At 33.0% G+C, this 26,619-nt stretch carries 21 protein-coding genes; 7 read left to right on the top strand and 14 right to left on the bottom strand.

Going from position 1 to position 26,619, the window contains the following annotated elements; all coding sequences use genetic code 11:
* Window positions 1-2: 2 nt before the first annotated feature.
* The 3 genes from AMD28_RS10005 to flxY are packed head-to-tail and all read left to right on the top strand — an operon-like array spanning window position 3 to window position 4,496.
* Window positions 3-1,541, top strand: a complete 1,539-nt coding sequence (locus tag AMD28_RS10005) for a phytoene desaturase family protein (RefSeq protein ID WP_055443981.1) — start codon at window positions 3-5, stop codon at window positions 1,539-1,541.
* Window positions 1,531-3,210 carry a C45 family peptidase gene (locus AMD28_RS10010; protein WP_055443982.1) on the top strand — a complete coding sequence of 560 codons (1,680 nt, stop codon included), beginning with the start codon at window positions 1,531-1,533 and terminating at the stop codon, window positions 3,208-3,210. The genes AMD28_RS10005 and AMD28_RS10010 overlap by 11 nt, the downstream gene beginning before the upstream one ends.
* Entirely contained in the window at window positions 3,207-4,496 is a 1,290-nt protein-coding gene (gene flxY / locus AMD28_RS10015) for a flexirubin biosynthesis putative acyl-CoA ligase FlxY (protein ID WP_055443983.1), read from the top strand. The genes AMD28_RS10010 and flxY overlap by 4 nt, the downstream gene beginning before the upstream one ends.
* A 12-nt stretch (window positions 4,497-4,508) precedes the next feature.
* On the opposite strand, the gene AMD28_RS10020 is transcribed toward flxY, so the two are convergent.
* From AMD28_RS10020 to AMD28_RS10030, 3 genes are read right to left on the bottom strand one after another with little or no spacing between them, the layout of a single operon-like run.
* The gene (locus AMD28_RS10020; protein WP_055443984.1) at window positions 4,509-5,510 is read right to left on the bottom strand and encodes a type I phosphomannose isomerase catalytic subunit; all 1,002 of its coding nucleotides are present in this window, start codon (window positions 5,508-5,510) and stop codon (window positions 4,509-4,511) included.
* Window positions 5,511-5,522: 12 nt separating this feature from the next.
* The gene (locus AMD28_RS10025) at window positions 5,523-6,008 is read right to left on the bottom strand and encodes a glycosyltransferase family protein (protein ID WP_055443985.1); all 486 of its coding nucleotides are present in this window, start codon (window positions 6,006-6,008) and stop codon (window positions 5,523-5,525) included.
* A 27-nt stretch (window positions 6,009-6,035) separates the two neighbouring features.
* Window positions 6,036-7,220: a glycosyltransferase gene (locus AMD28_RS10030; protein ID WP_055443986.1), complete on the bottom strand. Its 1,185-nt coding sequence runs from the start codon at window positions 7,218-7,220 to the stop codon at window positions 6,036-6,038.
* A gap of 181 nt (window positions 7,221-7,401) precedes the next feature.
* Here AMD28_RS10030 and AMD28_RS10035 point away from each other — a divergent pair, with 181 nt between their 5' ends.
* The 3 genes from AMD28_RS10035 to AMD28_RS10045 are packed head-to-tail and all read left to right on the top strand — an operon-like array spanning window position 7,402 to window position 13,216.
* The gene (locus tag AMD28_RS10035) at window positions 7,402-10,491 is read left to right on the top strand and encodes a hypothetical protein (protein WP_055443987.1); all 3,090 of its coding nucleotides are present in this window, start codon (window positions 7,402-7,404) and stop codon (window positions 10,489-10,491) included.
* The gene (locus tag AMD28_RS10040) at window positions 10,491-11,708 is read left to right on the top strand and encodes a hypothetical protein (protein ID WP_055443988.1); all 1,218 of its coding nucleotides are present in this window, start codon (window positions 10,491-10,493) and stop codon (window positions 11,706-11,708) included. Before AMD28_RS10035 ends, AMD28_RS10040 begins: the two co-directional genes overlap by 1 nt.
* Window positions 11,702-13,216, top strand: coding sequence for a cellulase family glycosylhydrolase (locus AMD28_RS10045; RefSeq protein WP_055443989.1), 1,515 nt, complete (start codon window positions 11,702-11,704; stop codon window positions 13,214-13,216). Before AMD28_RS10040 ends, AMD28_RS10045 begins: the two co-directional genes overlap by 7 nt.
* Window positions 13,217-13,364: 148 nt before the next feature.
* Here AMD28_RS10045 and AMD28_RS10050 read toward each other — a convergent pair whose 3' ends face one another.
* From AMD28_RS10050 to AMD28_RS10060, 3 genes are all read right to left on the bottom strand, one after another.
* Window positions 13,365-14,585, bottom strand: a complete 1,221-nt coding sequence (locus tag AMD28_RS10050; RefSeq protein ID WP_055443990.1) for a glycosyltransferase — start codon at window positions 14,583-14,585, stop codon at window positions 13,365-13,367.
* 321 nt (window positions 14,586-14,906) lie between these two features.
* On the bottom strand, window positions 14,907-16,148 hold the full coding sequence (locus tag AMD28_RS10055) for an oligosaccharide flippase family protein (RefSeq protein WP_055443991.1): 1,242 nt from the start codon (window positions 16,146-16,148) through the stop codon (window positions 14,907-14,909).
* 28 nt (window positions 16,149-16,176) lie between these two features.
* Window positions 16,177-16,455, bottom strand: a complete 279-nt coding sequence (locus AMD28_RS10060) for an STAS domain-containing protein (protein WP_161804632.1) — start codon at window positions 16,453-16,455, stop codon at window positions 16,177-16,179.
* 152 nt (window positions 16,456-16,607) lie between these two features.
* Here AMD28_RS10060 and AMD28_RS10065 point away from each other — a divergent pair, with 152 nt between their 5' ends.
* The gene (locus AMD28_RS10065) at window positions 16,608-18,668 is read left to right on the top strand and encodes a tetratricopeptide repeat protein (RefSeq protein ID WP_055443993.1); all 2,061 of its coding nucleotides are present in this window, start codon (window positions 16,608-16,610) and stop codon (window positions 18,666-18,668) included.
* Here AMD28_RS10065 and AMD28_RS10070 read toward each other — a convergent pair.
* The 8 genes from AMD28_RS10070 to AMD28_RS10100 form a co-directional block, all read right to left on the bottom strand.
* Window positions 18,658-19,317 carry a TIR domain-containing protein gene (locus AMD28_RS10070; RefSeq protein WP_055443994.1) on the bottom strand — a complete coding sequence of 220 codons (660 nt, stop codon included), beginning with the start codon at window positions 19,315-19,317 and terminating at the stop codon, window positions 18,658-18,660. The two genes, AMD28_RS10065 and AMD28_RS10070, sit on opposite strands and share 11 nt — an antisense overlap.
* Window positions 19,318-19,861: 544 nt before the next feature.
* Window positions 19,862-20,245: a T9SS type A sorting domain-containing protein gene (locus tag AMD28_RS19085; protein ID WP_338035234.1), complete on the bottom strand. Its 384-nt coding sequence runs from the start codon at window positions 20,243-20,245 to the stop codon at window positions 19,862-19,864.
* Window positions 20,246-20,523: 278 nt separating this feature from the next.
* The gene (locus AMD28_RS10075; RefSeq protein ID WP_338035235.1) at window positions 20,524-22,467 is read right to left on the bottom strand and encodes a DUF6923 family protein; all 1,944 of its coding nucleotides are present in this window, start codon (window positions 22,465-22,467) and stop codon (window positions 20,524-20,526) included.
* A gap of 123 nt (window positions 22,468-22,590) precedes the next feature.
* The gene (locus AMD28_RS10080) at window positions 22,591-23,085 is read right to left on the bottom strand and encodes a CAP domain-containing protein (RefSeq protein WP_055443995.1); all 495 of its coding nucleotides are present in this window, start codon (window positions 23,083-23,085) and stop codon (window positions 22,591-22,593) included.
* 308 nt (window positions 23,086-23,393) lie between these two features.
* Window positions 23,394-24,107, bottom strand: a complete 714-nt coding sequence (locus AMD28_RS10085) for a LytR/AlgR family response regulator transcription factor (protein WP_055443996.1) — start codon at window positions 24,105-24,107, stop codon at window positions 23,394-23,396.
* A gap of 9 nt (window positions 24,108-24,116) precedes the next feature.
* Window positions 24,117-24,434 (bottom strand): Hpt domain-containing protein, encoded by a 318-nt coding sequence (locus tag AMD28_RS10090; RefSeq protein ID WP_055443997.1) that lies wholly within the window; start codon window positions 24,432-24,434, stop codon window positions 24,117-24,119.
* Window positions 24,421-25,485, bottom strand: coding sequence for a sensor histidine kinase (locus tag AMD28_RS10095; protein WP_055443998.1), 1,065 nt, complete (start codon window positions 25,483-25,485; stop codon window positions 24,421-24,423). The genes AMD28_RS10090 and AMD28_RS10095 overlap by 14 nt, the downstream gene beginning before the upstream one ends.
* Entirely contained in the window at window positions 25,485-26,618 is a 1,134-nt protein-coding gene (locus AMD28_RS10100; protein WP_055443999.1) for an FIST signal transduction protein, read from the bottom strand. The genes AMD28_RS10095 and AMD28_RS10100 overlap by 1 nt, the downstream gene beginning before the upstream one ends.
* Window position 26,619: the final 1 nt, after the last annotated feature.

Here is a 26,619-nt window from a genome sequence, read left to right on the forward strand (position 1 = left end):
TATTGAAGTACAAAGAACATTATGATGTTGTAATAGTTGGAAGTGGTCTTGCAGGAATGGTTTCTGCAATCATTCTTGCTAAAGAAGGAAAGAGTGTTTGTGTTTTAGAAAAGAACAATCAATACGGTGGAAACCTACAAACCTTTGTACGTAACAAAACCATTTTTGATACTGGCGTACATTATATTGGCGGATTAAGCGAAGGGCAAAACCTGCATCAGTACTTTAAATATATTGATATTTTAGACGGCATACAGCTTCATAAAATGGATGAAGACGGTTTTGATATTATCTCTTTTGATGGCGACCCAAAAGAATACAAACATGCGCAAGGTTATGATAACTTCATAAAAAACTTATTAGAAGATTTCCCTGAAGAGGAAGAAGGCATCCGAATGTACTGCGATAAACTGCAAACAACTTGTAAAAAATTCCCTTTATATTCTCTTGAAAAAGGAAAACCTTATTATGATGATGCAGAGATTTTTCAGCTTCCAGCAAAAGAATATATTAATTCCTTTACCACCAATAAAAAGCTTCAAGCGGTTTTAGCTGGCTCTAACTATTTATATGCTGGAGATCAAAATAAAACACCTTTTTTCGTGCATGCTTTATCTACAAACTCGTACATACAGAGTTCGTATCGTTGTGTAAATGGCGGAAGTCAAATTACCAAAGTGCTTATTAAACGCTTAAAAGCGGAAGGCGGAGAAGTATACAAACACCATGAAGTTTCTACATTTGGCTTTGAAGATGGTTTAATTACTTCAGCAATGACCACCAAAGGAATTGAAATTAAAGGCGATTTATTTATCTCGAATATAGAACCGAAACTTACCGTAAAAATGGTAGGTGAAGATAAGTTTAGAAAATCGTATACCAACAGAATTGAAAAAATTGAAAGTACCATTGCTGCTTTCACTTTATACCTGGTTCTAAAACCAGATACTTTTAAATACCAAAATAAGAATTTCTATCATTTTAAGGATTCTAGTAAGGTTTGGGATTCCCACAACTACACCCAAGAAAGCTGGCCAGAAGGTTATATGATGTCGATGGGGATTAAGAAAAATTCTAACGGATTTGGTGATAGTATTGCCGTGATGACCTACATGAATTACGACGAAGTAAAACCTTGGGAAGACACGCATAATACGGTTGCTAATAAAAACGAAAGAGGACAAACCTACGAGCAGTTTAAAACCCAAAAAGCAGAAACATTGATTGATGAGTTGGTGAAGAAATTCCCTGATTTAAGAGATTGTATTGAAGAATATTACACCTCAACACCATTATCCTATAGAGATTATATTGGTAGTAATCGTGGTTCCATGTATGCCTATGTAAAAGATGTAAACAAGCCTTTACACTCGCATTTATCGCCAAAAACGAAAATAAAAAATCTATTTTTCACAGGACAAAGTTTAAACATGCATGGTATTTTAGGAGTAACTATAAGTGCTATTATTACCTGTTCCGAAATTCTTGGTAAAGATTATTTATTAGATAAGATTCTAGAATCTAACAGCCATGAAGATTAAAAATTTTAATAGTTATCCTTCGTTTTTAGTTGTCGTACTTTTTGCTGTACTCACTTCTTGTGGTATCTCCAAGTCCATTCATGATGTACCAGATGTTAGTGGTTATGATGCTACAATTTCTGAAAAAATAACGATTAACGATTCTACATTTACTTCTGGAAACAACAGTTTTGCAAAAAATGAATATGGTTCTTATGAACTTTTTGTAGAAGGAAATGCCTATCAAATTGGTTTAAATACAGGTTTGCTAACCGAAGATTTATTCAAAATACAAGAGGATGCTTTTTTAAGTAAGATTGACGATTTAGTACCTTCTAAATTCAAGCAATATCTTTTGCGTAAGGTTTTAGCATTCTACAACCGTAAAATGTATTTACATATTCCAGAAGCATATAAGTCGGAGATTCTCGGACTCTCCAAATACGCATCCAATGAGTACAATCATATTGCAGAAAACTATTTAAGAGTCATGTATCTGCATGGTGCACATGATATTGGTCACGCCATGCAAGACTTAATGCTGGTTGGCTGTTCTTCTTTTGCAGCTTGGGGAAATAAAACCGAAGACGGACAATTATTAATTGGAAGAAATCTCGATTTCTACGCTGGCGATGATTTCGCAAAAAACAAAATCGTAGCCTTTGTAAATCCTACAGAAGGTTATAAATTTATGTCGGTTACTTGGCCAGGGATGATTGGTGTGGTTTCTGGAATGAATGAACACGGACTAACAGTCACTATAAATGCTGGGAAATCTAAAATTCCGTGGATTGCCAAAACACCGATTTCTATTTTAAATCGTGAAATTTTACAATACGCAACCAATATTGAAGAAGCGATTGCGATTGCTAAAAAGCGCCAAGTTTTTGTTTCGGAATCTATTTTTGTAGGTAGTGCAAAAGACAAAAAAGCCGTTACTATAGAAGTTTCCCCTAAGAATTTTGGGGTTTACGAAGTAGCAAATACCAACCAACTTATTTGTACCAATCATTTTCAAAGTGACGCGTACGCGGAAGACAAGAATAACTTAAAAGCAATTGCAGAAAGCCATTCGCAATATCGTTACGAGCGTTTGGAAGAACTTATAGGTGCAACGGAAAAACTAAGTGTACAAGATGCTGTAGACATTTTAAGAAACAAAGAAGGTTTGCACGACAAAGCTATTGGTTATGGTAATGAAAAAGCCTTAAATCAGTTATTAGCACATCATGGGATTGTTTTTAAACCCGAAGAACGTCAAGTTTGGGTTTCTTCCAATCCGTATCAATTGGGAGCTTTTGTGGCTTACGATTTAGATGAAGTTTTCAGTACGGATTCTGCAGCCAAGTTAAATCTTTCAAAACCCGAATTAACAATTGAAGCAGATGCTTTTCAGTTTACCGAAGCATATAGAAATTATGAAGCATATCGTATTTCTAGTAAAGAATTACAACATGCTATTGGTGACGATGCACATATTCCTTTAGAAAAACTTACCGAAACCATACAACTAAACCCAGAATATTGGGAAGTATATTATCTTGTCGGTACATACTATTACGAAAAAGGGTTTTACACAGCAGCATTGCACGCTTTTGAAACTGCACAAACTAAAGAGATTACAACGGTTCCAGATCAAGAGGAATTAGAAAAATATATTAAGAAAATTAAAAGGAAATTAGATTTATGATTCCTAAAATAGAACAAGCATCTACACAAGAAATAAAAGCTTTTCAAGAAGAAAAGTTAGCCGAATTATTGATGTATTTAAATGAAAACTCCGCGTATTACAAACGTGTGTTTTCAGAAAACAATATCGATCTAGATGCGATACAATCTATTGAAGATTTATCTAAAATTCCGGTGACAACAAAAGATCAACTACAACAACATAATGATGATTTTTTATGTGTACCTAAAAGTAAGATCATTGATTACGTCACTACTTCTGGGACTTTAGGAGATCCTGTAACTTTTGCTTTAACCGATAATGACCTAGAGCGTTTAGCATACAACGAAGCGATTTCTTTTGCTTGTGCAGGAGTTGGCAAGGAAGATGTTGTACAATTGATGACTACCATAGACAGACGTTTTATGGCTGGATTGGCATACTTTCTTGGTGTACGTAAACTTGGCGCAGGAATCATTCGTGTTGGCGCTGGAATCCCGGAATTACAATGGGATTCTATTTTAAAGTTTCATCCAACGTATCTAATTGCAGTTCCTTCTTTTTTATTAAAACTAATCGAATACGCAGAGCAACATAATATCGATGTAAATGCATCTGGAGTAAAAGGTGCTATCTGTATTGGCGAACCGTTACGAAATCAAGATTTTAGTTTAAATACCTTATCGCAAAAAATTACAGAAAAGTGGGATATTGAATTGTTTTCTACCTACGCTTCTACCGAAATGAATACTGCATTTACGGAGTGTGAACACCAACAAGGTGGACATCAACACCCGGAATTAATCATTGTGGAGATTCTAGACGATAACGATAATATAGTAGCCGAAGGAGAAGTTGGGGAACTCACAATTACAACACTTGGTATAGAAGGCATGCCTTTGTTACGTTTTAAAACAGGCGACATGGTAAAAGCAAATAAAGAAGCTTGTGCTTGTGGCAGAAACACCATGCGTTTAGGACCAGTTGTTGGAAGAAGAAAACAAATGATAAAATACAAAGGAACCACTTTGTATCCGCCAGCAATGGATAATATTTTAAACGATTTTAATGAAGTTGAAGCCTATGTTATTGAGCTTTCGCATAATGATATTGGTACCGATGAAATCTTAATTAAGATCGCTGCAACAAATCCTTCCGAAAAATTATTACAACATATAAAAGATCACTTTAGAGCCAAACTTCGTGTTGCGCCAAGGATTGCCTTTCATGATAAAAAGGAAATTATTAAATTACAGTTTCCTGCAATGAGTAGAAAGCCTATTTTGGTGATAGATAAGCGGGAGTAAATATTTTGCTTATTAAGAAGCTTGTTGCATATTTTGCACCAATCCTTTATCGACATAAACTTCTAATAATTTTGCATTAGTAGCGCTAAACACAACCTCATCTGTATTGGCAGGAATTAAAATAGTTTCTCCCATTTTTACAGTTTCGGTATGTAAACCTGCAGTTATTTCTGCTTCCCCTTCCACACACATAAAGATCACAAACGAATCTAAGTTGCTATAATCTTTCACTTGATGATTGGTTACATCTAAAATGTTAGTTGTAAAATATTCACAATCTACTAAGCTTGCACTAGCGTTTGGTTGTAAATCATATACTGCCTTTCCGTTAGAATCAAACTGCTTCGTTGCTTGTTCTGCTAATTGGGTATGTAATTCTCTTTTTTGTCCAGAATCATCGGTTCTATCCCAATCGTAAACACGATACGTAATATCACTTGTTTGTTGAATTTCGGCAGCTAAAACTCCTGCTCCAATAGCATGAATTTTTCCTGCTGGAATAAAAAAACTATCACCTTTCTTTACTTCTTCTCTATTAAAAACAGCATCTACATTATTTGCATTAATGTGATTTAATAATTCTGGATTTGTTGTTTTATCCTTTAAACCTAAAACAATATCTGCATTAGCATCACTATCCATAATGTACCACATTTCTGTTTTCCCGAAAGAATCATGGTGTTTTTTAGCCATTACATTATCTGGATGCACCTGTACCGATAAATCTGTTTTTGCATCTAAAAATTTAATTAATAACGGAAAGTTATAACCAAAGTTGGCAAAGTTCTCTGCTCCTAACAGCGTTGCTTCATGTGCTTCAATAAGCTCTTTTAAATTTGTTCCTTGATATGCGCCATTACTAACTTCTGAAATGTTTCCGTTTACATCCGAAATCTCCCAGCTTTCACCTACATTATCTTTATCTGTATCTTTTCCTAAAAGGTTTCCTAGTTTGTTTCCGCCCCAGATTTTCTCTTTTAATATTGGATTGAATTTTATTGGATATACTTTCATAACTGCTGCTTTTTAAAGGTTTCTTTGATATTGAAGTTGGATAAAAGGATTCTCTATTTTTAGATTTTTTAAGTAATCCATAACAGAGAATAAACTCTGAAATAAGGTTTGTTTCTTTTTTAAAGGATTGCCACTATAATTAATAATAGCCTCTTGATTTTCGGCGATCATTTTAATTAAACTATTTACCCCATAGTATTTAGTGTTTAACATATTGATAGAAACGTAACCTACATTTTTAAGTTGAAATGCACTATGCATGAATCTTGCTCCCGCTTTTACTGCTGCAACATCCGATTTAAACTTTCGAATATTCAATACAGATACATTATCACAGGAGTCTTTTATTTCATGTAACAAATCGTTCGTACTATCTTTACTATCATTGTTTACTAAACACAATTCTAAATTGGACGTTTGATTTATTTGTTCAATAAAAAAAGAAGGGTCCATTGTATTCTCATTATTATGAAAGATGATGATAATTCCTGTTTTCATGATTTGGGGCATTTTAACGATTAGTAATTAGGCTACGTGTAGATTGGTAGAAACTGCTGTTTTCATAACTTGTTTTTTGTTTCTATACACCCACGCTATTTGTCCTAATTGTCCGACAATTTTTATAGAATCTTTCATCGATAATTTAGAACCATCCGCATGAATCCATCTTTTTAATGGTTGCTCACAAAGCATTGCTTTCGCTTCTTTTAATCCGAAATGGATACGCATTCTTTTAAAGATTTCTACATCAAAAATCCATTGGGTAACAAACTTTTCACCAAAAGCGATTTGTATTACATCTTTACGAAAGATTTTAGCACCACATTGTGTGTCTTTAAAATCCATTTTTAAGATCTTTCTAATAATAAAATTGATGGTTAAACTGATTATTTTTCTTGCAGATTCTTTAGTAATATTCGCTCCCATTCTTGAGATTCTAGAACCACTTACAATTTTAAAATCGGAAGTTTCAATCGTCTTTACTAAATCGTCAAAATCTGCTAAGTCTGTAGATAAATCGGCATCTAAAAACCCGATATAATCTAAATCTTCTTTTTTAGCCATGTGTAACATTCCCAAACGAACAGCTTCTGCTTTTCCTCCGTTTTTCTCACAGTCGTAAACCGTAATAAAATCTTCTCTTCCTTTTTGTAAATTTTTTAAAACTTCTAATGTTTTATCCTTACTACCATCGTTTACAAAACATAAATGGTAACCAGAGTTTTTATCGATATAGTTAATAAACGCATCACTTAACAAACGTTCTTCTTCATTATAACAAGGAATAACAACACCAACACAACGCTCTTGAATCATTACATCACTTTTAGTCACTACGTTTTGTACTTCAGGAGCTCCAATTAATCTTTTTACACGAGCACTAATCTCGTTTAAGCTTAATGGCTTTTTCATGTAATCGTTGATCCCTAAATCGAAACCTTCTGTAATCGTTTCATCTTTTGTATCTCCAGATAAAACCATAATTGGTGTTTGCGAATCTTTAGTAATTCTTATATGTTTTACAACATCTAACCCAGAAACAAACGGCATATTAATATCTACTATAACTAAATCTGGATTAAAAGATTCATATAATTCTAATCCTTTAGTTGCGTCCGTTTCTATTTTCACTTCATAACCTAATTCTACTAATCTCTTTTGTAAAGGAAGTAATACTAATTGTTGGTCATCTATGGCTAAAACTTTCATAATAAGTTGTTTTTATTTGTTGTTGATGGTACAAATGTACAGGAGAAGACAGCCCTAAAATTGTTATTTAGTTTAACCTAGAACTAAGTGTCGACGAATGGTAGATTGCTGTAGATAATTAAAAATGGAAGCACTATAATATTTATTTATCTTTACCATATTGTTATAGCTTAGGCTTTAAATGAAAGAAACCTCAAATAAATACTTAATCGTTGCCATCCTTTTAGGACTGGCTTTTCATGGTAGTGCCATATTTTTCACTTTGGAAACTACTTATGATGCGCTAATACACCTGTTTTTCGCAGATCATTATGCAAATAGCTGGTTTGAACCTTGGAATTATGAATGGTATACAGGTTTTACGGTACAGAGTTATCCGCCGTTAGTACATCAATCTATTGGACTGTTGTCTATGATTGGTGGTTTAAAGTTTGGGATGTTTAGTGTTGCCTTAATTGCTATTGTATTATTTATCACAGGAGCCTATCGTTTTTCTTTAATGATGACAGCCAACAAAACAGTTGCTGGTTATGCTGCTATTTTAGCAGTCTTTAGTTCTTCCTTTGTAGAAACACTTCATATTTTCGGACAATTACCAAGTATAATAGGTGTATCAGTTTTAATGCATGCCTTACCAGAAATCTATTTGTGGCTAAAAACGGGTAAGAAATGGTACTTAGCAACCTCCTTATCTTTAATTGCCGTAACAGTGACTTCTCATCATGTGACTCCCATTTTCGGGATGATCTTTTTTATCTTTCCTTTAATAGGAATGGTTATTATGGATGTTTCTAGAGAGCAAGTAAACTCGATGAAAGAAGTCACCTTCAAAATATTTTTGAATAGCTTTTTCAAATTGTTTAAACGTATTGTAAGCTTCGGAATGTTATCCTTAGTATTAATAATAGGATGCATTTTTCCGTATTGGCTAAACTCGAAAGCCAACCCAATTACCCAAGTTCCTATTCCGCATGGTTCTCGAGATAATTTTTTGGAAATCACCTCTTCCGGATTGGTATTCTTTTTAATTCCCTGGGGAATAATACTCGTATTATTACCATATATATTCTACAGATATTACAGCAAACGATACTTGTTTTTTGGTTTATCCATAACCATTTGTACCATTTTAGGAACTGGAGGAACCACGTCTGTACCTTTAAAAATGTTAGGGGAAACGGCATTTAATATATTAACATTAGATCGATTTACACTTTGGGCTTCTATTTTGTCTATACCTATGTTAGGCGAATTTACCTATCGTTTTGTCGAAGGCGATTTAAAGGAATTAATTCAGAACAAATTTGGCGCTATTTACCATCGTATTATTGGCGGCATACTAGCCGGACTAATGGTGTTTATGGTCGTGTTTACTATGAGTTTAAACTATTTTAGACCATCGCAACCACAGAAAATAAAGATGTTACCTATCGTGAATTTCTTAAATCAAGATGATCACGATAAATGGCGATTTTTAACTCTTGGTTTTGGCGATCAAATGGCTTGGTTAAGTGCACAAACGAATGCGATGACAGTGGATGGAAACTACCATTCTGCAAGACGATTACCAGAGTTAACCACTAGGCCTATCGAGCGTTTAGAAAACTCGAAATTTAAAGGGGTAGCCGGAATTGGTTCGCTTCAGCAGTTTTTAACTACTCCAGAAAAATACAATCTCAAATACATTTTTTCTAACGATAAATTTTACGATCCCATTCTCTATTTCTGCGGCTGGCAACGTTTACGACAATTAGAAAACGGCATTATGGTTTGGGAACGACTAAACATTCCGCCAGTTTCATCTATTTTACCAAAAGAAGATGTTGCCAAATGGTTAAAAATAATGTGGGGAATTATTCCATTTTTAACCGTTTTAATTGCCTTTGTTTTAAACATACAAATGCTTTGGGTTAATGCTTTAAAAACGCGAATCAAACCCATTCCTGACTTTTTAAAGTTTCCAACGACTTATAATAAGTTTAATAGAAATGTTTTACGTGTTACGCACATCTGGTCTTTAATATTAGCGGTTGCCGTGTTTTATGGTATTTATTTATTCTACCTCAAAAACGATTCGCAACGCAGTCCGGAAAATGCCATTATTGCCTATTATGATGCTTTAGATTTTAAAGAATTTGAAAAAGCGCATAGTTTAATCGATCCTGAAAATCAGTTACCAATTGCACAATACATGTTAGAGATTTCGGTAACCGATGGTTTACTAAGTAGCTATGCAAAAATGGATGCTATTGCAACCGAAATCACCAAACATAACGACAGTACCGTTTCGGCGAAAGTGACTAGCCAATGGATTACGCCTTTAGAGAAAATTGAAAAAGTAGATTATAAATCGCTATCCAAACGAAAAGGAAAATGGTATTTACAACCAGACGATTTAAACAACGATTTACCACCAGACCAACTCTATTCTGCTAATGCAACCAAGTATTTCAACCAAGGTAGAAGACGTATTACCACACAACAAACCCATCATGAAGACATTTTAAAACAACCTGTTCTAGAAGTGGTCTCTGCTAAACTGGTGCAGTATGATGGCAGTTATGCTATCATTGGAGAAATTCAAAATATAGACAATGTGCCTGCAGATGTTATTTTAAAAGGAACCTTATACAACGATGCTAATAAACAACTAGCAACATATAATGCAAAGTATCATGTGAAGCATAAATTAATGCCGAAAGAATCGAGTAGTTTCCGTATTAATTTTGAAGGGATTGCTTGGTCTAGAACGCAAGATTCTATTCCAGATACGTTTAATCCAGACGAATTTACGCCTATTGAATTTGAAGAACAACCCACCAAATTCAACTTACAAATTGCAGGAAATGTATCTGGATCTGACTTGTATAAAAACGTCGTGTTAAGCGCCATTACTATTCAAGAAGGCTCCATCAACGGAAACTTATTTAATAGCGGCATCCAAGAAATTACCATACCGCAGCTTTTAGTGACTTATTATGACCAAAATAAAGAGATGCTTTGGGTAGATCATCTATTTGTAAAAGAAGGTGTGCGACAACAACGCAAGCAAGATTTTGAATACGAAATACTGAAAGATGGTGCCGTAAAAATCATAAATACAGACATGCAAAACATTTTTGTAAATGGTTTACCAAACGATGCTATTGCTGGAAAAATAGTGCCAAACAGAATTGAAAATCATAGCGATGCACAATTACAAAAAATTGACCATCCCGATTTTAGTTATATTAAAATAGAAATTAACACATATATAGGAAGTCCGAATTAATGCAACTTAAACGTACATACATATTTCTTTTAGGCTTGATTTTATTATCATCGTTTGCTGTTGTGCAAAACAACGAAGCGACAAATCCTATCCAATTATTAACTACACAAACAGATTATGCAGTTGGAAATGCTGTGGTTTTAAAATTTACGGCTTCCGAAGGCGAAAAACCACTACTCTATTGTTCGAATAGTTATGGTTCTACTCTAGTTTCTGCAACCTTAAAAGACAATGCACTTCAATATATTATTCCGCAAAACATCACCAGAAAAATTGGTGTAGTGCACTGGAAGTTATTAGATGAAAACACATCTATTTCTAGTCAATTCTATATGCATCCAAAAGCGGAAGTAGCAACCATGGAAACCTATATTGGTCCGCCAAGTATAGAAGCTGGAGGATCAGATTATACCATGTTGGTTGTTATTCCAACCGATTCTTTAGATAATCCTGTACCAACAAATACGAAGGTAAATGCGAAGTTTCAGTTTTTAGCTTCCGAAGAAAATGATGCTGTTTTCACCAAGAACTTCATTTCTTATCGAAACATTAATTCGAAAAGAGAAAGCGGACGTATGTTAGTGTCTTCAGAAAGTTTAGGTATCAATTCGAAAGAATTCACTATTAATGTATGGGCTGCAATTCCTACAGATTTTACTATTGCAGCCAAACGACCACATAATTATGCCGACGGCAATCAGGTAACTACTTTTAATACTTCTGTACTAAAAGACAAGCAAGATAATGTGGTTAGTGATGGTACATTTGTCACCTTTTTTATTACGAATGCAAGTGGAAATATTTTAAAAACTACAGGAACTACTATTGAAGGTGTTGCACATTCTAAAATTATTCATCCCGATTTTAAAGATAGTTGGAGCATTAAAGCCTATGTGGATGGTATGGCAGAAAGCAATACGATTACCTTAGATTATCAAAGTGTTATCGACGATTTTGACGTTGCCTTTACTAACAAAAACCGCGAAATATTAGTTGGTCCTTTACAAAGTTTTATGGAGCAAATGATTCCGGATGGTTTACACGTCAAACTTTTAATTTACAAAGATGATATGCTTATAGATACCATTACAAAAACATCTTTTAATGGCTATGTTACCTTTTATTTGAAACCAGCTGTTTACGAAAATGACACGTATAATTTCCGTGTAGAAACTGCAGGAATAGACAAAACATTTAATAACAAAAAACTATGGTAGGTCTTAATAAAAACATACTACGTACCATATTAATAATCTCATATATTATGATTGTAGCCTTGATTATTTCTGGTATTAGCGCGCTTTTTAGCTACCTAAATACTGGAGCAGATAGAAGCACCATGCTGCATACCGAAATACAAAAAGTAGAACAATACGCTCCGAAATTAATTTGGGAACCTTTAACTAATGAAGGTAGACTAATGGATACCGAAAATTTAAATGCCTTACAAAACGATTATTTAGATGCTTGGTATGTAAAACAAATCGCTTATAAAACGAATAAAACTGCTGGCATAAAAGATTATTATACCGATAGTGCCAGAGAAAATTTATATGCTTTTATTGACTTAAACAAAGCCGAAAACACCACCATTGAAGCGACCACGTTAAACCACAATCCAACTTTAGAATTTTTTAGTGAAGACGGGCAACTTGCTGTGATTACAGATAGAGATGTTGTAGAGTATAAACGGGTTTTTAAAGCAGAAAAATTAGTACTAGAAACTACCGAAACATCCACATATAAAATGGTGTTTTTGCTAGAAGATGGCTTTTGGCGTATTAGACATTTGGTAAAAGAAAGCAGTAATCCTTTTGAAGCAAAAACAGCAAAAATAGAAACCGATAGTTTAATTATTAAAGGCATTAATTATTATCCGAAAGCAACGCCTTGGAATATGTTTGGAGACGCTTTTGCGAAAGACATTATTGCTAACGACTTTAAAATCATTAAAGATGCCGGTTTGAATTCGGTTCGAATTTTTGTGCAATATGATGATTTTGGAAAAGCAGATGTAAATCCGAAAAAGCTAGAAAAACTAAAACAAACTTTAGATGCTGCGGAAGAAAACAACCTAAAAGTCGTGTTGACTTTATTTGATTTCTATGGCGATTATTCGGTGATGAGTTGGACCTTAAATCAGCGTCACGCAGCCACCATAGTCTCCACTTTTAAAGACCACAACGCTATTATTGCTTGGGATATTAAAAACGAACCAAACCTTGATTTTGAATCTAGAGGAAAAGATATGGTTATCGCTTGGTTGGATAATATGATCGATTTAGTAAAATCTGTAGATGCAGAACATCCCGTAACTATTGGTTGGTCTAACACACAAAGTGCTCCCATTTTAAAAGACAAAGTGGATATTGTTTCGTTTCATTATTATGAAGGTTTAAGCGAGTTGGATGCTGCTATAAAAACCATGCGTAAAGACATTCCTAACAAACCATTGGTATTACAAGAATTTGGAATCTCTTCTTATAGCGGTTTCTGGAAACCTCTTGGTTCTTCCAAAGAAGACCAAGCCAATTACCACAAAAAAATCCAAGAGATTATTGCTGCTAATGCGTTGCAATTTATGTCTTGGACTTTATATGATTTTGTGGATGTGCCAACTGCTGTTGTAGGTAGCAGACCTTGGCGTCGAAATACCCAAAAACATTTTGGGTTTATCGATAAAAATGGGGCAAAAAAGGCATCGTTTCAATACATTACTAACTAATACATTTAGTTAGTTTATCATTAAGAGTAAAGCGAAGAATCTCAAATCAAATAGGTTAATTCTTAGATTCTTCCGTTATACTTTCTTCTAAATAATAATAGGTTTCTTAATTGTTTTGGGACAAAAAAAGGTGTCGATTTACTGTGTCTTATGCATTAGTAGGTTTTAATGCTTTTTTACTTGGAGGTGCTTTTCTAGCTATAATTCTATCAAAATGGGATACGTACATATCTGCAATTTTCTCCATTGGATATGCTGTTGCAGCTTTATAGTTTGCTTTTCCTAAAGCAATTCGGTGTGCTTCATTGGTTACAATAGCTTCAATTGCATTTGCTAAACTTTCTACAGAAGTTGGCTCAAAAAATTCCCCTTTATAACCTTCATCTTTTACTAATAAAGCAAGATCTCCTAAATCTGGCATCACTACTGCTTTACCATAACTTCCTGCTTGGTGTAAAACACCTGAGCTTCCAGTTGTTGATGTGTATGGAAATACGACTACGGCACTTTCTTTAAATAAGGTTGGCACTTCGTATTCTTCTACATAACCTGTAAAACGGACTTGCGATACATGCATATATTTTGCGCGTACATCTGCTAAATATCCAGGTACATTTGGGTTGTCGGTTCCTGCAATAACAACCTCCAAATCTAATCCTGTAGTTGCTCTTACTTTCTCCACCGCTTCAATCATACCTTCTACTTTTTTATAGGTACCAAATTTCCCGAAAGTCATCACTTGTAAAGGTCCTTGTGGTAAGCTGTATTCTGGTTTTTCTTCAGAGATTTCAAAAGTTCCATGCGGAATTAAAGTCACATTTGTAGCATTGTATTTTTTCTCTAAAACGTCCACATATTTTTGCATCGTTACTGCAACCGTATCTGCTTGTAAGATTAACTTTGTTAAGCTAGTTCCTATAAAACCATATACTTTTTGCATGATTTTACTGCTTGTAAATCCTGCAGAACCTAAATCTACTTCTTCTAATATATTATGTAATAACACAATATTTGGAATCTTTTTCAGCTTACAAACTAATGGTAACATTAAGCCTAAAGCCGCTGCTACTTTTTTGTCTCCAAACTTCATGAATTGTAAGTTGAATAACACGGCATCTGGTTGTGTATTATTAATCGCTTTAGTAACGTTTATAATGTTTGTGTAGCTATTAAATGCCCAACATTCTTTCACTGTAATCTTGCAACCGTTTTCTGTAAAAGCAATATCTTTTGCACCTTCCGTTTTATCTGTAAGTAAAACAATTTCAGTAACATTTTCTTTTTGTCTAAAGTGCTTTACTAAATGGTAAGCGTACTCGTTTAAGGTTACTTTACTTGGTGGATATGCGGTTACGATTGCTAGTTTCATAAGTTCGTTATTTATTGTTTTTTAAAGATCTTATGTTGCATCCAGTTTTAATTTTTTCTTTTAAAGAAGAACCCGTTTCTGGATGGTTCATAAGTTTGTTGTTTATATGTTATTTCCTAATTACACTACAAATTTGCGTTTTAAAAGACATTAAATCCGGTAACTTTAGATAGGTTGCGTGTTGCTGTAGACGAATGGTAATAAAGTGTAGATTTGCTTATTTTCAAGTAGTTAACACAAAAGCTATAAACTGAAAAAGCTGCAGTATAAAACCACAGCCCTTTCCTTTATATAGACTAATAATATAAAATTCTTTTTTTATTACTTACGTTTCGTATCCAAAACGAAGAAGAAGATCTGCACTACTAACAATAAAATCATTGCTACAATTTGCATGTGTACTACTTGTTCTAAACTATCGTGAAAAAAGATAACTAATCCCATTTGAAGCATTCCGAAGACTCCAGAAATTACTACAGGAACAAACTTGTCTAAGGATAAATAGTAATACGCAAAGATGTTGGATATGGCAAACAAGCCAGTTGCTAAAGCGTATTTCCATAACAATGGCGCCATGGCTAAATAGCTATCTCCAAATAATATGGTAATTGCAGTTTCTGGAAACAATGCACAACCAATTACGATTGCTGTTGCAATTGCTGCGATGTAACCAACATATTTAAATAAAATTGGCGCGGTTTCTTTTCCTTCTTTTTTAAGCTGAACGACTGTTGGTAATAACAACATCACAAACATCCAAGCTACGAAGTAAACAATACGACCTATTAAGGCTAATGAAGCATATAATCCTGCCTCGTACGCATCAAAGTAATGTTTGACTAATAAGATGTCACTATTGTTAATTATAATCTGTGTAAACTCGTAAAACGCTGTAATGATAAAAAAGCTTCTTACTTGTTTCGACTGGCTTGCCTCTATAGCAATCGTCTTTTTAAGGTTTAGATTTTTAAATTTAAAAGGAACCAATCCAAATCCGAAAGAAATTAAAATACCAATTGCAATCACCACCGAAGATTGTATATCGAACAAGAAGATTAAAGCTAAAGTGATTATTAATCTGCTTAACATTTCGGCTTGATAGGTAATCGATAAAGATTTAAATTCTTTTTTTCCTTGAAACACACCGCGATTCACACTCATTAAAAAGTATAAAGGCACTCCAATTCCAAAAATGGTAAACATGCTAGAAGACGATGTATTAAAAAGGGCTTGTAGTTGGTTTGCAAATACAATGATTAACGCTCCTAATCCCAATCCAACAATCGTTGCATTTTTATAAATCTTGGAGACGAAATTTTTAAACGTATCGTTTTCAAAAACCACTGAAAATTTTGCAGTTACTAATTGAAAGGTCATCGCTACAAAAGATAGCACTAATAAAAAGGTGATCAACACCGCTGCATCTGCAAATTGTGCTGGACCTAATACACGACCTAAAATAAGATTGTACAAATAATTACCTCCATTTACAGCTAATACACTTAGCATGAACACTTGTTCTGGAGTTATTTTTTTCGATTTTAATATAGATAAAGCTTGCATCTTATTCTGTGATATTTGTTAGTACTAATTAGGCTACGTTTGGATATTTAAAATCTTCATAAACATCTTTACAACCATAACCAACCACAAAAAACATATTGTTGTTATGGATTGCATTGGTGTACATTTCTTTTAATGCGTGCATTCCAGATGCATCAATTTCGGTAACCTTATCTATATCTAAAGTCACTTCTTTATTCGTATTTAAAATAGCACTAAAGTGATTTTTAAAACTACTTAGTGTATTTGTATTTAATACACCTTCTAATGTAATGATGTTGTTTTGCTGTGTAATTGTTAGTGCCATAATTGTTATTTTTGTTTTGTTTGTGTCTGATTTCTGATGCAAAGATGCAATGGAAAGCCATGAGATTCCATTGGATTTCGACGAGTGGACCATTGCTGTAGATGAATGAATGGAAATGAATGCCTAACTTGCAAATGATTAAAAACCAGAACATGAAACTTAAATTTTTTGCCTTACTTACCTTATTATTAACAGCTTTTTTTAGCCATGCACAAGACATGCAAGAAGGCTTTACCTATTTAGAAACAGGTAAGTACGCTAAAGCGGAAACGTTTTTCCAAAATATATTAAAAGAACACCCAGACAATAAAACGGCAAGACTATGTTATGGTCGTGCTATTGGATTAAACGGAAAACCAGAAGCAGCGAATACGCTTTTTACAAATCTATTAGCAGATTACCCAACCGATTTTGAGGTGAAACTAAATTACGGAGAGTCTTTATTATGGAATAGCAATTTCCCTAAAGCCAAAACCTATTTTAAAGGTTTGATAGATGAAGATCCGAAAAGCTTTCCTGCATTATTAAGTTATGCCAACACACTTTCTAATTTAAAAGAATATGAAGATGCTTTAAAATATGTAGATAAAGCTCTAGAAGTATTACCAGGAAACCCAAATGCATTAACTTCTAAAAAATACATGTATTTAGGATATGCTTACCAAAAACAACAATCGCAAAAATACGATGAAGCTGAATTATTACTAAAAGAAAACCTAACTCTTTTTGATAATGATAAAGACACCTTATTAAATTTAGCCAACTTATATTTAATTGCCAATCGTTTAGAAGATGCTAAAGCAACCTATAACATTTTAGCTGAAAATCCTGAAAATAAAATCACAGCATTAAACGGTTTAGCATTAGTTTCGCATTTAAACGGAAAAGAAAAAGAGGCATTACAACTAAGTACAGAAGCTTTTGAAAGTCTAGATAAAAAGACAGAACCGACACTTAGCCAACAAACGACAGAACGTTATGCACAGGCTTTAATTTGGAACAAAAAATACAAAGCAGCAGATACACTTATTAATAGTTTAATAGAAACCAAACCTAACGAAAACTGGTTATTAGCTTTACGTGCTACCCTTAATATTTATAAAAGTGATTTTAAAAAGAGTGTCAAAGATTACGACCAAATTTTGGTAAATGACAGTACTTCTTTTGATGGGAACTTAGGAAACGCAAATGCATTAAAAGCTTTAGGTAAATATGAAGCTGCTTATACCTCTGCAGAAAACACCTTAAAGTTTTACGACAATCAAAAAGATGCGACCAACTTTATTAAAAACCTCAACACTACCTTTACCCCTTTTTACGAAGGAAAAACATCCTATACTTTTGATAATGGCGATAACGAAGCATTTGCGTTTAATAACAATTTAGAATTTCCGTTTTCTACAAAATTTAAAGTATTAGCAAGCTATAATTACAGAAACACCACCAATGCTGTTACTAATAACGATGCAACTTCTAACGACTTTAGTTTAGGGTTATCTTATCAATTATTACCAAACGTAACCTTTAAGGGTACCGCAGGATTTACCTCTGCAAAAGCAACTACAAATGATTATACCCAACTATTAACCGATGTATCGTTTAATATTAAACCTTTTAAATTACAAGATTTAACGGTTGGTTACAAACGCGAATTACAAAGCTTTAATGCCGAATTATTAGATCGTGAAATCGTGCAAAACAACTATTATGCAAACTATAGTTTAAACACAAATTTTAACTTAGGTTGGTTTACACAATACTTTTATACCAGCCAAAGCGATAGCAATGCAAGAAACCTATTGTTTACTTCTTTATACTATAACATTTTACCAAAACCATCGCTTAAAGCAGGTGTAAACTACCAATACATTACGTTTAAAAACCAAGTGCCAACGGTGTATTTCTCACCAGAAACTTTTAATGCTGTAGAAGTATTTGCTAATATTATTAAAGACGAAAACATAGCGAAACCTAAAGAATGGTTTTACGAATTGACTGCTGCAACAGGATTACAATATATTGAAGACGATAAAAGCCAAAGCACCTATAGAATACAAGGGAAGCTAGGTTATAAATTCTCCGATCGTTGTATGGCAAACCTATTTGGTACTCGAAGTAATATTGCCTCTGCAACTGCTGCTGGTTTTACTTTTAATGAGGTTGGATTGCGTTTTAAATGGTTGTTGTTTGAAAAGCCTGTTTTTAGGGAGTAGGATTGTATCCTATTAATTTTAATTCATCAATTAATTTTATTTTCCAGTCTCCTTCGTTATCTAATGGCTCATATAATACCCCTGATAAATCAGAAGGGAATTCAAAGTTTTCACCTGATTTAAACAAGGTAAACGTGTGATCTGCACCTATTTTACCAAGAAAATATCCCATTTCGAAAATAACGTTTTGTCTAGCTCTTAATCTTGCTTTTTCGTGATTAGAGCTTTTCGAAAACCCATAATCATCTCCAGATAATAAAATAATCGCAAAATTCACATGAGATAAATCTTTCAATTTTTGAATTATTGTACGACTATGATTTGGTTCTTTGCGGAAAATAATAGGCTTAAGACCTAAACTAAAGATAAACTCTTCTACAATTTTCTTCATCTCATCATCATGACCATGAACAATAAATACTTCATTAAAATTTTTGTTTTTTAATTTTATTGAATCTATATTTTTAACAAAACTCATGTCTTGTTCCACCCTTTTATTAAAAACTAGAATTATAATATTCGTCTCTACTTTAGATCTTAAAATTTTAAATTCATAGTCACTAGGTGCTTTCTTAAGACTTTCAAGATTTAGTAATATCTCATTTAAGTTTTCTGTATCACTAAAAGAAGATTCAATTTCTTTAGACAACTTATCAATTTCAGATTCTAGATTATCTGAATTAATTTCTAGCTTAAGTAATGATATTCTTAATTCATTTTGCTTCTCTTTTAATTTGTCATTTGTTTCCAGTTTTTATATTATTCTGATTAAGAAAAAAAAAGACTAGTCTACCAGAATTTAAAGAATAAATATACCACTTAAAAAAAACCTCATAATAAGGTTTCCCGTAATTACGGTATTTAAATTTCATAAAAAAGAGATTCTTCAGTCGTACCTCCTTCTGAATGACAACTCTAACAACTCATCTAGCATCCTTCTGAATGACAACTCAAATTCTGACATATAGAGTACAGCAAAGCATCTCATGTAATGGAAATTTTCATTAATTGAGATGCTTCTGTTATTCAATCACCATCGAAACTCCTTCTGAATGACAATTCAAACTAGTACATTTTTCCCTTAAAATAAAACCAAAAAAAAGGCAAGAACCCTCGCTCTTGCCTTTAGTAGAAACCAACTTATAAGCTATTATTAGTTTTTAGGTTCCTACACTATCAATAAATAATTAGTGTTACTTTACAAGTAACTTCAAGGGACTATATTGAGTTTTTGAACTTATTATTTTACAGATGTATAAACCAGAACTTAGATTATTTCTTTCTATTGCTATTTGGTTTTTTCCTGCTTGTGCATTTACTGTATTATGAAATACTACTTTACCTAATTGGTTATAAATAACTAGTTGTACTGTTTCCTTTTGATTGCTACTAAAGTGAATGCTAGATGCATTTCGCATTGGGTTTGGATACGCTTTTACGGAAGTGGTTGTCGTTTCTTTTTCAAAATCGTTTACAGATAAGGTATTTCCTGTAGAGAAACGTACATCTTGTACATGCATTTCTTTTGCTGTTCTTGTTCCGTCTTCGCTTACCATGGTAAATACTATGGTAACCACATCGTTTGCTTGTAATTGGGTATTTAAAGCAGATGTAAATGCTGAAAATGGTATAGCAAAACTTTGGTAATTCGCTGTTAAAGCAATGGTTGTTTTGTATTGCTCTTCCCAGTTGCTGATGCTTTGTTTTACTAAAGTAATCTCTAAGTTCCCTGTTCCTTTTGCTTTAAGTTTAAAGTTATCGTAATTAGTTACATCTACTGCTTTAAAACGTGGTGTTAATGCTCTGTAAGCTGCAAAATAAGTACTTGTATATGCGCTTAATGTTAGGTTTCTTTCTATTGGAAAATCTGCTGCATCAAAATTATTTGTATTTGGCGAAATAGCGTAGTTAGTACTTCTGTACTGGTTTGCGAATCGTCAATTCCCCAAGGGCCATCCGACATAAATAAATCGTCTGGTGTGTTTATGCCATCTCCAATTCTAAATCCGACATCAAATAAATTCCCTGTTGGTACTTGAATTTCTGTAATGTAATTTTCGTTTAAATTCAGGTTTGAAGATGTGTAGTTAAATTCGCTAGTTTCTGTTTCTCTAAAACCAGAATCGAAAGTTACATTTTCGGTTGCATTGGTATTTATTATTTGAAGATCTAAAGCGCCATTGTTATACTTTCCTTTTCTTACAAAAACGGTTGGAGGCGTAGATAACTCGTAACCAGAAATTGGTTTTACTACTTCTAATAAGTTTAATACTTCTTGAGATAAGCTATATAAATCGTCTATAGAATTTGACCAAATTTGAAAGTTGTAAAAGGTTACATCTTCTTCATATACATCTAAATTCCAGTGGCTTTCTACTGCAAAGTTCGCATCGTTGTTAGCTACTTTAGCCGATAAACTTAAAACATATTCAAAAGAACCATCTGCATTTTTTATAATGGATTTAATAAATGCTTGTTCGTTGATATCTATAGTTGAAACTGAAATTAATTCTGCTCCTAATAATCTATCGCAAATATATTTGGTGTGTTCGTAAACTCCGTTTTCTGTTTTTAAAGCTAAAATGGAAGCTATTGATGCATCGTTTTGCATATAATCTACAGAGTATACTTCTGTTGCATTGGTAATGTTTAATAAGTCTGTTGGTGTTGATTCTACTGCATAATCTTCGTGGATAGTTGCTAATGGTACAAAATCTTGTAATTGAAAATCATTGGTTGTTCTACTCGTATAATTTACCGGGTTTGGAGTGACACGTTTTGCCGACATTTGGTCAAACGTATAGCTCTTTTTAGCACGATTAAAATTACGTTTGCTGATTGCTTCCGATAATCTTCCGTTACTTTCTAAACCACCATCGTTAGCAGTTGTTGGAGGCGCAATCACTTCGCAGCTACCAAAACCAGAACAAGAAGGATCTTCACAATCTATTAAACCATCGCCATCATCATCAATACCGTTATCGCAAATCTCTTGTGCTACAGGAGCTGTAGGACAACGTGCGCCATCGTTACTAGAACTTGATGGTCCAAATGCAAATAAGTTAGAGTCCATAGTAGATGTCGTATTTAAATCTTGAACACTTTGTATCACATAAACAGTTCCTGTTTCATTAGCAGAAACATAAAAACGACCATCTGCATCAAAATAAACGGCTCCGTAAGTATAACTTAATCCGGATAAAATTGGCACTTCACCTAAAGCTTGTACCACACTTGTTGTTGGGTCTATTCTATATAAAATATTTGTAGTTTTTTCTACGGCATATATATTACCATCTACTGCATTAAAAGCCCAATCATGAATGCTAATATTTTGCGTTAAATTTTCTGTAGATAGGTATTGTGTATAGGTTGCTGAGTCTGGATTTAAATCAATTTTAAAATAGCTTCTTCCGCCAGCTTTAAAATAATAAATCCCTTCTGGACTAATATCTCCAACATATTTATTTCCTGTTGTTAATTCTGGTATTGTAAAAGAAGTGGTTTGAAAATCTTTACCAATTCTAACAATTGTTTTAGAAGGTGTACTTAAATATCCCCAAATAAAACCATCTGCAGGATTATAAGCTGTAGCATTAATATTTCCTTCTGTAATATCTGTTGCTGCTAAGTAAGAATTACCAGAAGCTAAGTCTATCGCGTACACATCATTACGTTGAAATAAGTAAGCACTAAAATCGCAATTAAAAGGTGTATTCTGTGCTTGTATTGTTATGCTAAACAACACTACTGCTAAGATTACTATTTGATTTTTTAAGATGTGTAATTTTGTTATCATGGTTTCTTTATTTCTTATTTACAGTACAAATTTACTGGTATAACCTGCTTTAAAATATGTTTTTCGTTTCGTGTAGCTTTAGTGTAGACGAATGGTAATTTTGTGTAGATAAGCTATTTTAAATTATAGCTTTACAAAGATGTTTGTTACGTAATTACTACCTGTTTCATCTTCTTTTGAAGAAATACCAAAGTCGGTATAGCTTGGGTTTTCTATAGCTTGTCTATGTCCGTCACTATTTAACCAAGCGTTTACTATAGATGCCGCGCTACTATACCCGTAGCCTACATTTTCTGAAACCTTTTTGGCATTTACGGCATTTTTTAAATTTTGAGAACGCTCACTAAAATAATCATGACTAATAGTACCTTGACTAGCCATATATTGATTGTGTACAATTGCTTCTTTAGATGCTGCATTAAGAATGTTTAATGCATTAAGTCCTTGTGAAATTCTATGCGCATTAATAAGCTCTGCAATTTCATAATCTAATGTTGTGTATGTTACGTTTACAACTTCTGTTGTAGAATTTCCTGAAGTACTAACTTCCTCTTCAACAGAGCAAGACATTAAAAACATATTAAATAAGACAGCTGTAATAATTACTAATTTTTTCATCGTGATTGGTTTAATTTGATGACAAAACTATGAGGAAAGCGAGTTCCATTTTATGTTTTTCGATTAGCGCAATTTAAAGTGTAGACGAGTGGTGTTTTTTTTTAGATAAAGGATTAGAACATTCATTTATCGATAATTAGGAGCAAAAAAAAAGACAAAAGTTTCCTTTTGCCTTTTTTACCCTAATTAATCATTCAATCCCTTAAAAGATTACACTTCGAAAGTAGAAGGATTAAAAGTATTTGTTGTTTTTAAAAATGCTTGAAAAAAAGTTTAAGACAAAAGTGTTAATAAAATCGTTGTAATACCTACAAAAGATTTAAACGCTTCATTAACTCTGGTCTATTCGATCTACTTACAGGAATAACATCCTTTTTAATAAGTACACTGTTATCTTCAATATCTATAATTTTTTGAATATTTATAATATAAGATCGGTGCACTTTTAAGAACAAATCGTCCGGAAGCTTGTCTTCTATTTTCTTTAAAGTAGAATGTACGGTATAGTTTTTATCTTCGGTTTTCACTTGAATATAATCTCCTTTTGCTTCTACTAAATAAATACTTGGTATATCTATTTTAATTAAGCGTCTGTCTATATTTACATACAAATCATTACCAGAAGTAGCTTCTACTTTTTCTGTTTGAGATTGTATGGCAACAGGCTTGCTTTGTTTGGCTTCGGCTTTATCTATAGCTTTATTAAAACGTTCTTGTGTTATTGGTTTTACCAAATAATCGACAATACAATCGTACTCAAAAGCTTGGATTGCAAAGTTAGGATCGGATGTGGTAAGTACTATTTTTGGTGGATTTTTTAGTGTTTCAATAAAATCGAAACCTGTAAAATCTGGCATGTGTATATCTAAGAAAATTAAATCAACTTCGTTTTGATTTAAGTATTTAATAGCTTGCATTGCATTAGGAAACTCTTCTAAAACATTAAGACTTGGTACATTGGAGCATAATTGAGAAATAATCATTCTTGCTGTAGCTTCGTCGTCAATTACAATACAATTCATATGGTATATTTAAATTTCTTCTAGATATTCTGTTATGCTGTTTAAGATAGCTTCAAATGCTTCTTTCTGGTTTGTAGTACCTTCCAGTAAATTATTTTCGAACGCTACTGCAACTTCATATCCTTTTTCGAGCCCTAAAATACTAATTTTATGTTTAAGTTTATGCACATTATCTGCAGCTAACTTATAATTTTTAGCATTGTAGTTATTAAGATACACTTGTTTCTCTTCTGGAAACTCTTTTTTAATAACATCTATTAGTTTTTGTTTAAAGGCTTCATCACCTCTAGACAGGCTGTTAATGTAGGATTGATTAGGTTGTTCCATTTGGGGATTTTTTTAAGGTGAAATAAAAAGTGGTTCCTAAATTGACTTTAGATTCTAGCCATATTTTGCCACCATACAATTCGACAATTTTCTTTACTATAGACAATCCTATTCCTGAGGATTCCGGATTGTTTTCTAACTTTTCAAAGGTTTTAAAAATTTTATTAAAGTAGGTTTCTTCAATACCTTTTCCGTTATCTTTTATATAAAATTGCCAATATTTATCTTGATCTTCTACGCCAATATCTATAGTTCCCTGGGCTTTATCATTATACTTTATAGCATTACCAATTAGGTTTTGAAACAGTTGTTGCAGTCTGTATTTATCGCCTTTAATTATGGGTAAATTGGCTTTTGTAATACGAATATGATCTGGAGTATAAATACTATTTATTATATCTTCAATGAGGTTATTTACATCTACATCATAAACTTTAATCCGATTTTTCCCAATGGTGGAATATTCTAAAATACCACTAATTAAGGTATCCATTTTTTCCACATTAGTTCGTATCAGTTTTAATGTGTTTTTTCCGTTGTCATCTAGTGTTTCCTCATAATCTTGGGCAAGCCAAGCGGTCAACGTATCGATACTACGCAACGGTGATTTTAAATCGTGAGATACCATGTGCGCATAATCGCTAAGTTCTTGATTTTGATGTGCAAGTTCGTTTAGCATGGATTGCTTTTGCTTGTTCATCTTTACAATTTCTTTGGTTTGATTATCAATAAAATCTACCAAATTAGAACCTGTTAATTCTACCTCTTCTTCTTTTTCGTCTTCTTTTAAATTATAAAACTTTAGTGTATCAATAACACTTTTAAGTTTATCAATAACTTCCTTTTGCTCGTCTGCTTCCTTTTGTAATTTTCTATTAGCAACATATAACTCATCAGAGCTAATAGCCATTGCTCTTTGAATCATGACAGACTGTTCATCAAAATTATTATAAGACAAATCAACCGCATTAATAAACGCAGTTATATCCTCATTGTTTTTTAAGTCGTCACTTAAAAATTTACGAATTTGTCTTTTTAATAATGAATTCATTATTCACTAATTAGCGTTATGGTCATGGTTTGATTGTGTAATTGGCAAGCCATTTCACCATGAAAAGGAGCAATTTCTCCGTAAGAATAAAAACCACTAGTTATGGTGTCTTTACCTATAACTTCAATAACCTCTTCAATTTCTTCTTCCACACGCTGATCTAATACCAACTTTCTACCAATACAACTAACTAATATTGCTAGTTCTGGTTTGTTTTTTCTGTGTTCTAATGCTTGTTTTGCTGCGCGTTCTGATGCGTTTGCAATGTTATCCACATTGGTCATCATTAACTGCACTTTAGAATTTTCTTTAATATCTCCTGCTAAGATTACAGCGTTATCCTCTTCATTTATATTTAAAATAGACCTTACAATAGATTGTTTTTCGTCTGTAGAGGTAACGTTTAAAGGGTACAATAAAGCTGCTCCAGGTAAGTCTTTAGCTTTATCGCCTAAATATTTTTTGTACAAATCTAAAGCTGGTAACCCGTCTAATTCATATAAAATATTGTCTTTAGATTTAGTTACAATACGTTCTGGACCAAAAGGTGTCCATCCTCCATGAATGGAAAAAGATATTTCTAGGGTATCGCCATAAAAACCAACAGCAACTAATTCTCCTTCTTTCGGACTTTCATTATACGATGCTAATGTTTTTTCGAAACGTGCATCATCACCACATAAACCTCCAGTTATAATTATATTATCTTCTGTAGAAGCGCTCATCCCTTTGGTAAGTTGACTACCATTAATAAAGCTACCTTCAGAAACTACAAATACATATTTTAAACCCTCTTGAGGCAATTGCTGAATCAGATCATTTCCTGTTTTATAGCTATCTAAATCTGCGTTTAAAACATTACTTGTTTTAATTATAAACTTACTTTTTTCAAACTCGATAGCGGTTATTGTAATGCTATCTTGATTTACTGTATTCGATGAAATTTCTGCACAAGAAGACGCAAAAACAATATGTCCATCTGGAAACAACTGTCTAATATCACTGTAAACAGCTTCATCTTCTAACATATATCTGTTACCAAAAACCAAGACTAAAGGTTCTTTTAAGTTTTGTTTTTCATTAATATATTCCCAGTCTTTATTTTTATGTTTTACTAGTTGAACTGTTTTCATT

The organism is Lacinutrix himadriensis, from assembly GCF_001418105.1.
GTDB lineage: Bacteria > Bacteroidota > Bacteroidia > Flavobacteriales > Flavobacteriaceae > Oceanihabitans > Oceanihabitans himadriense.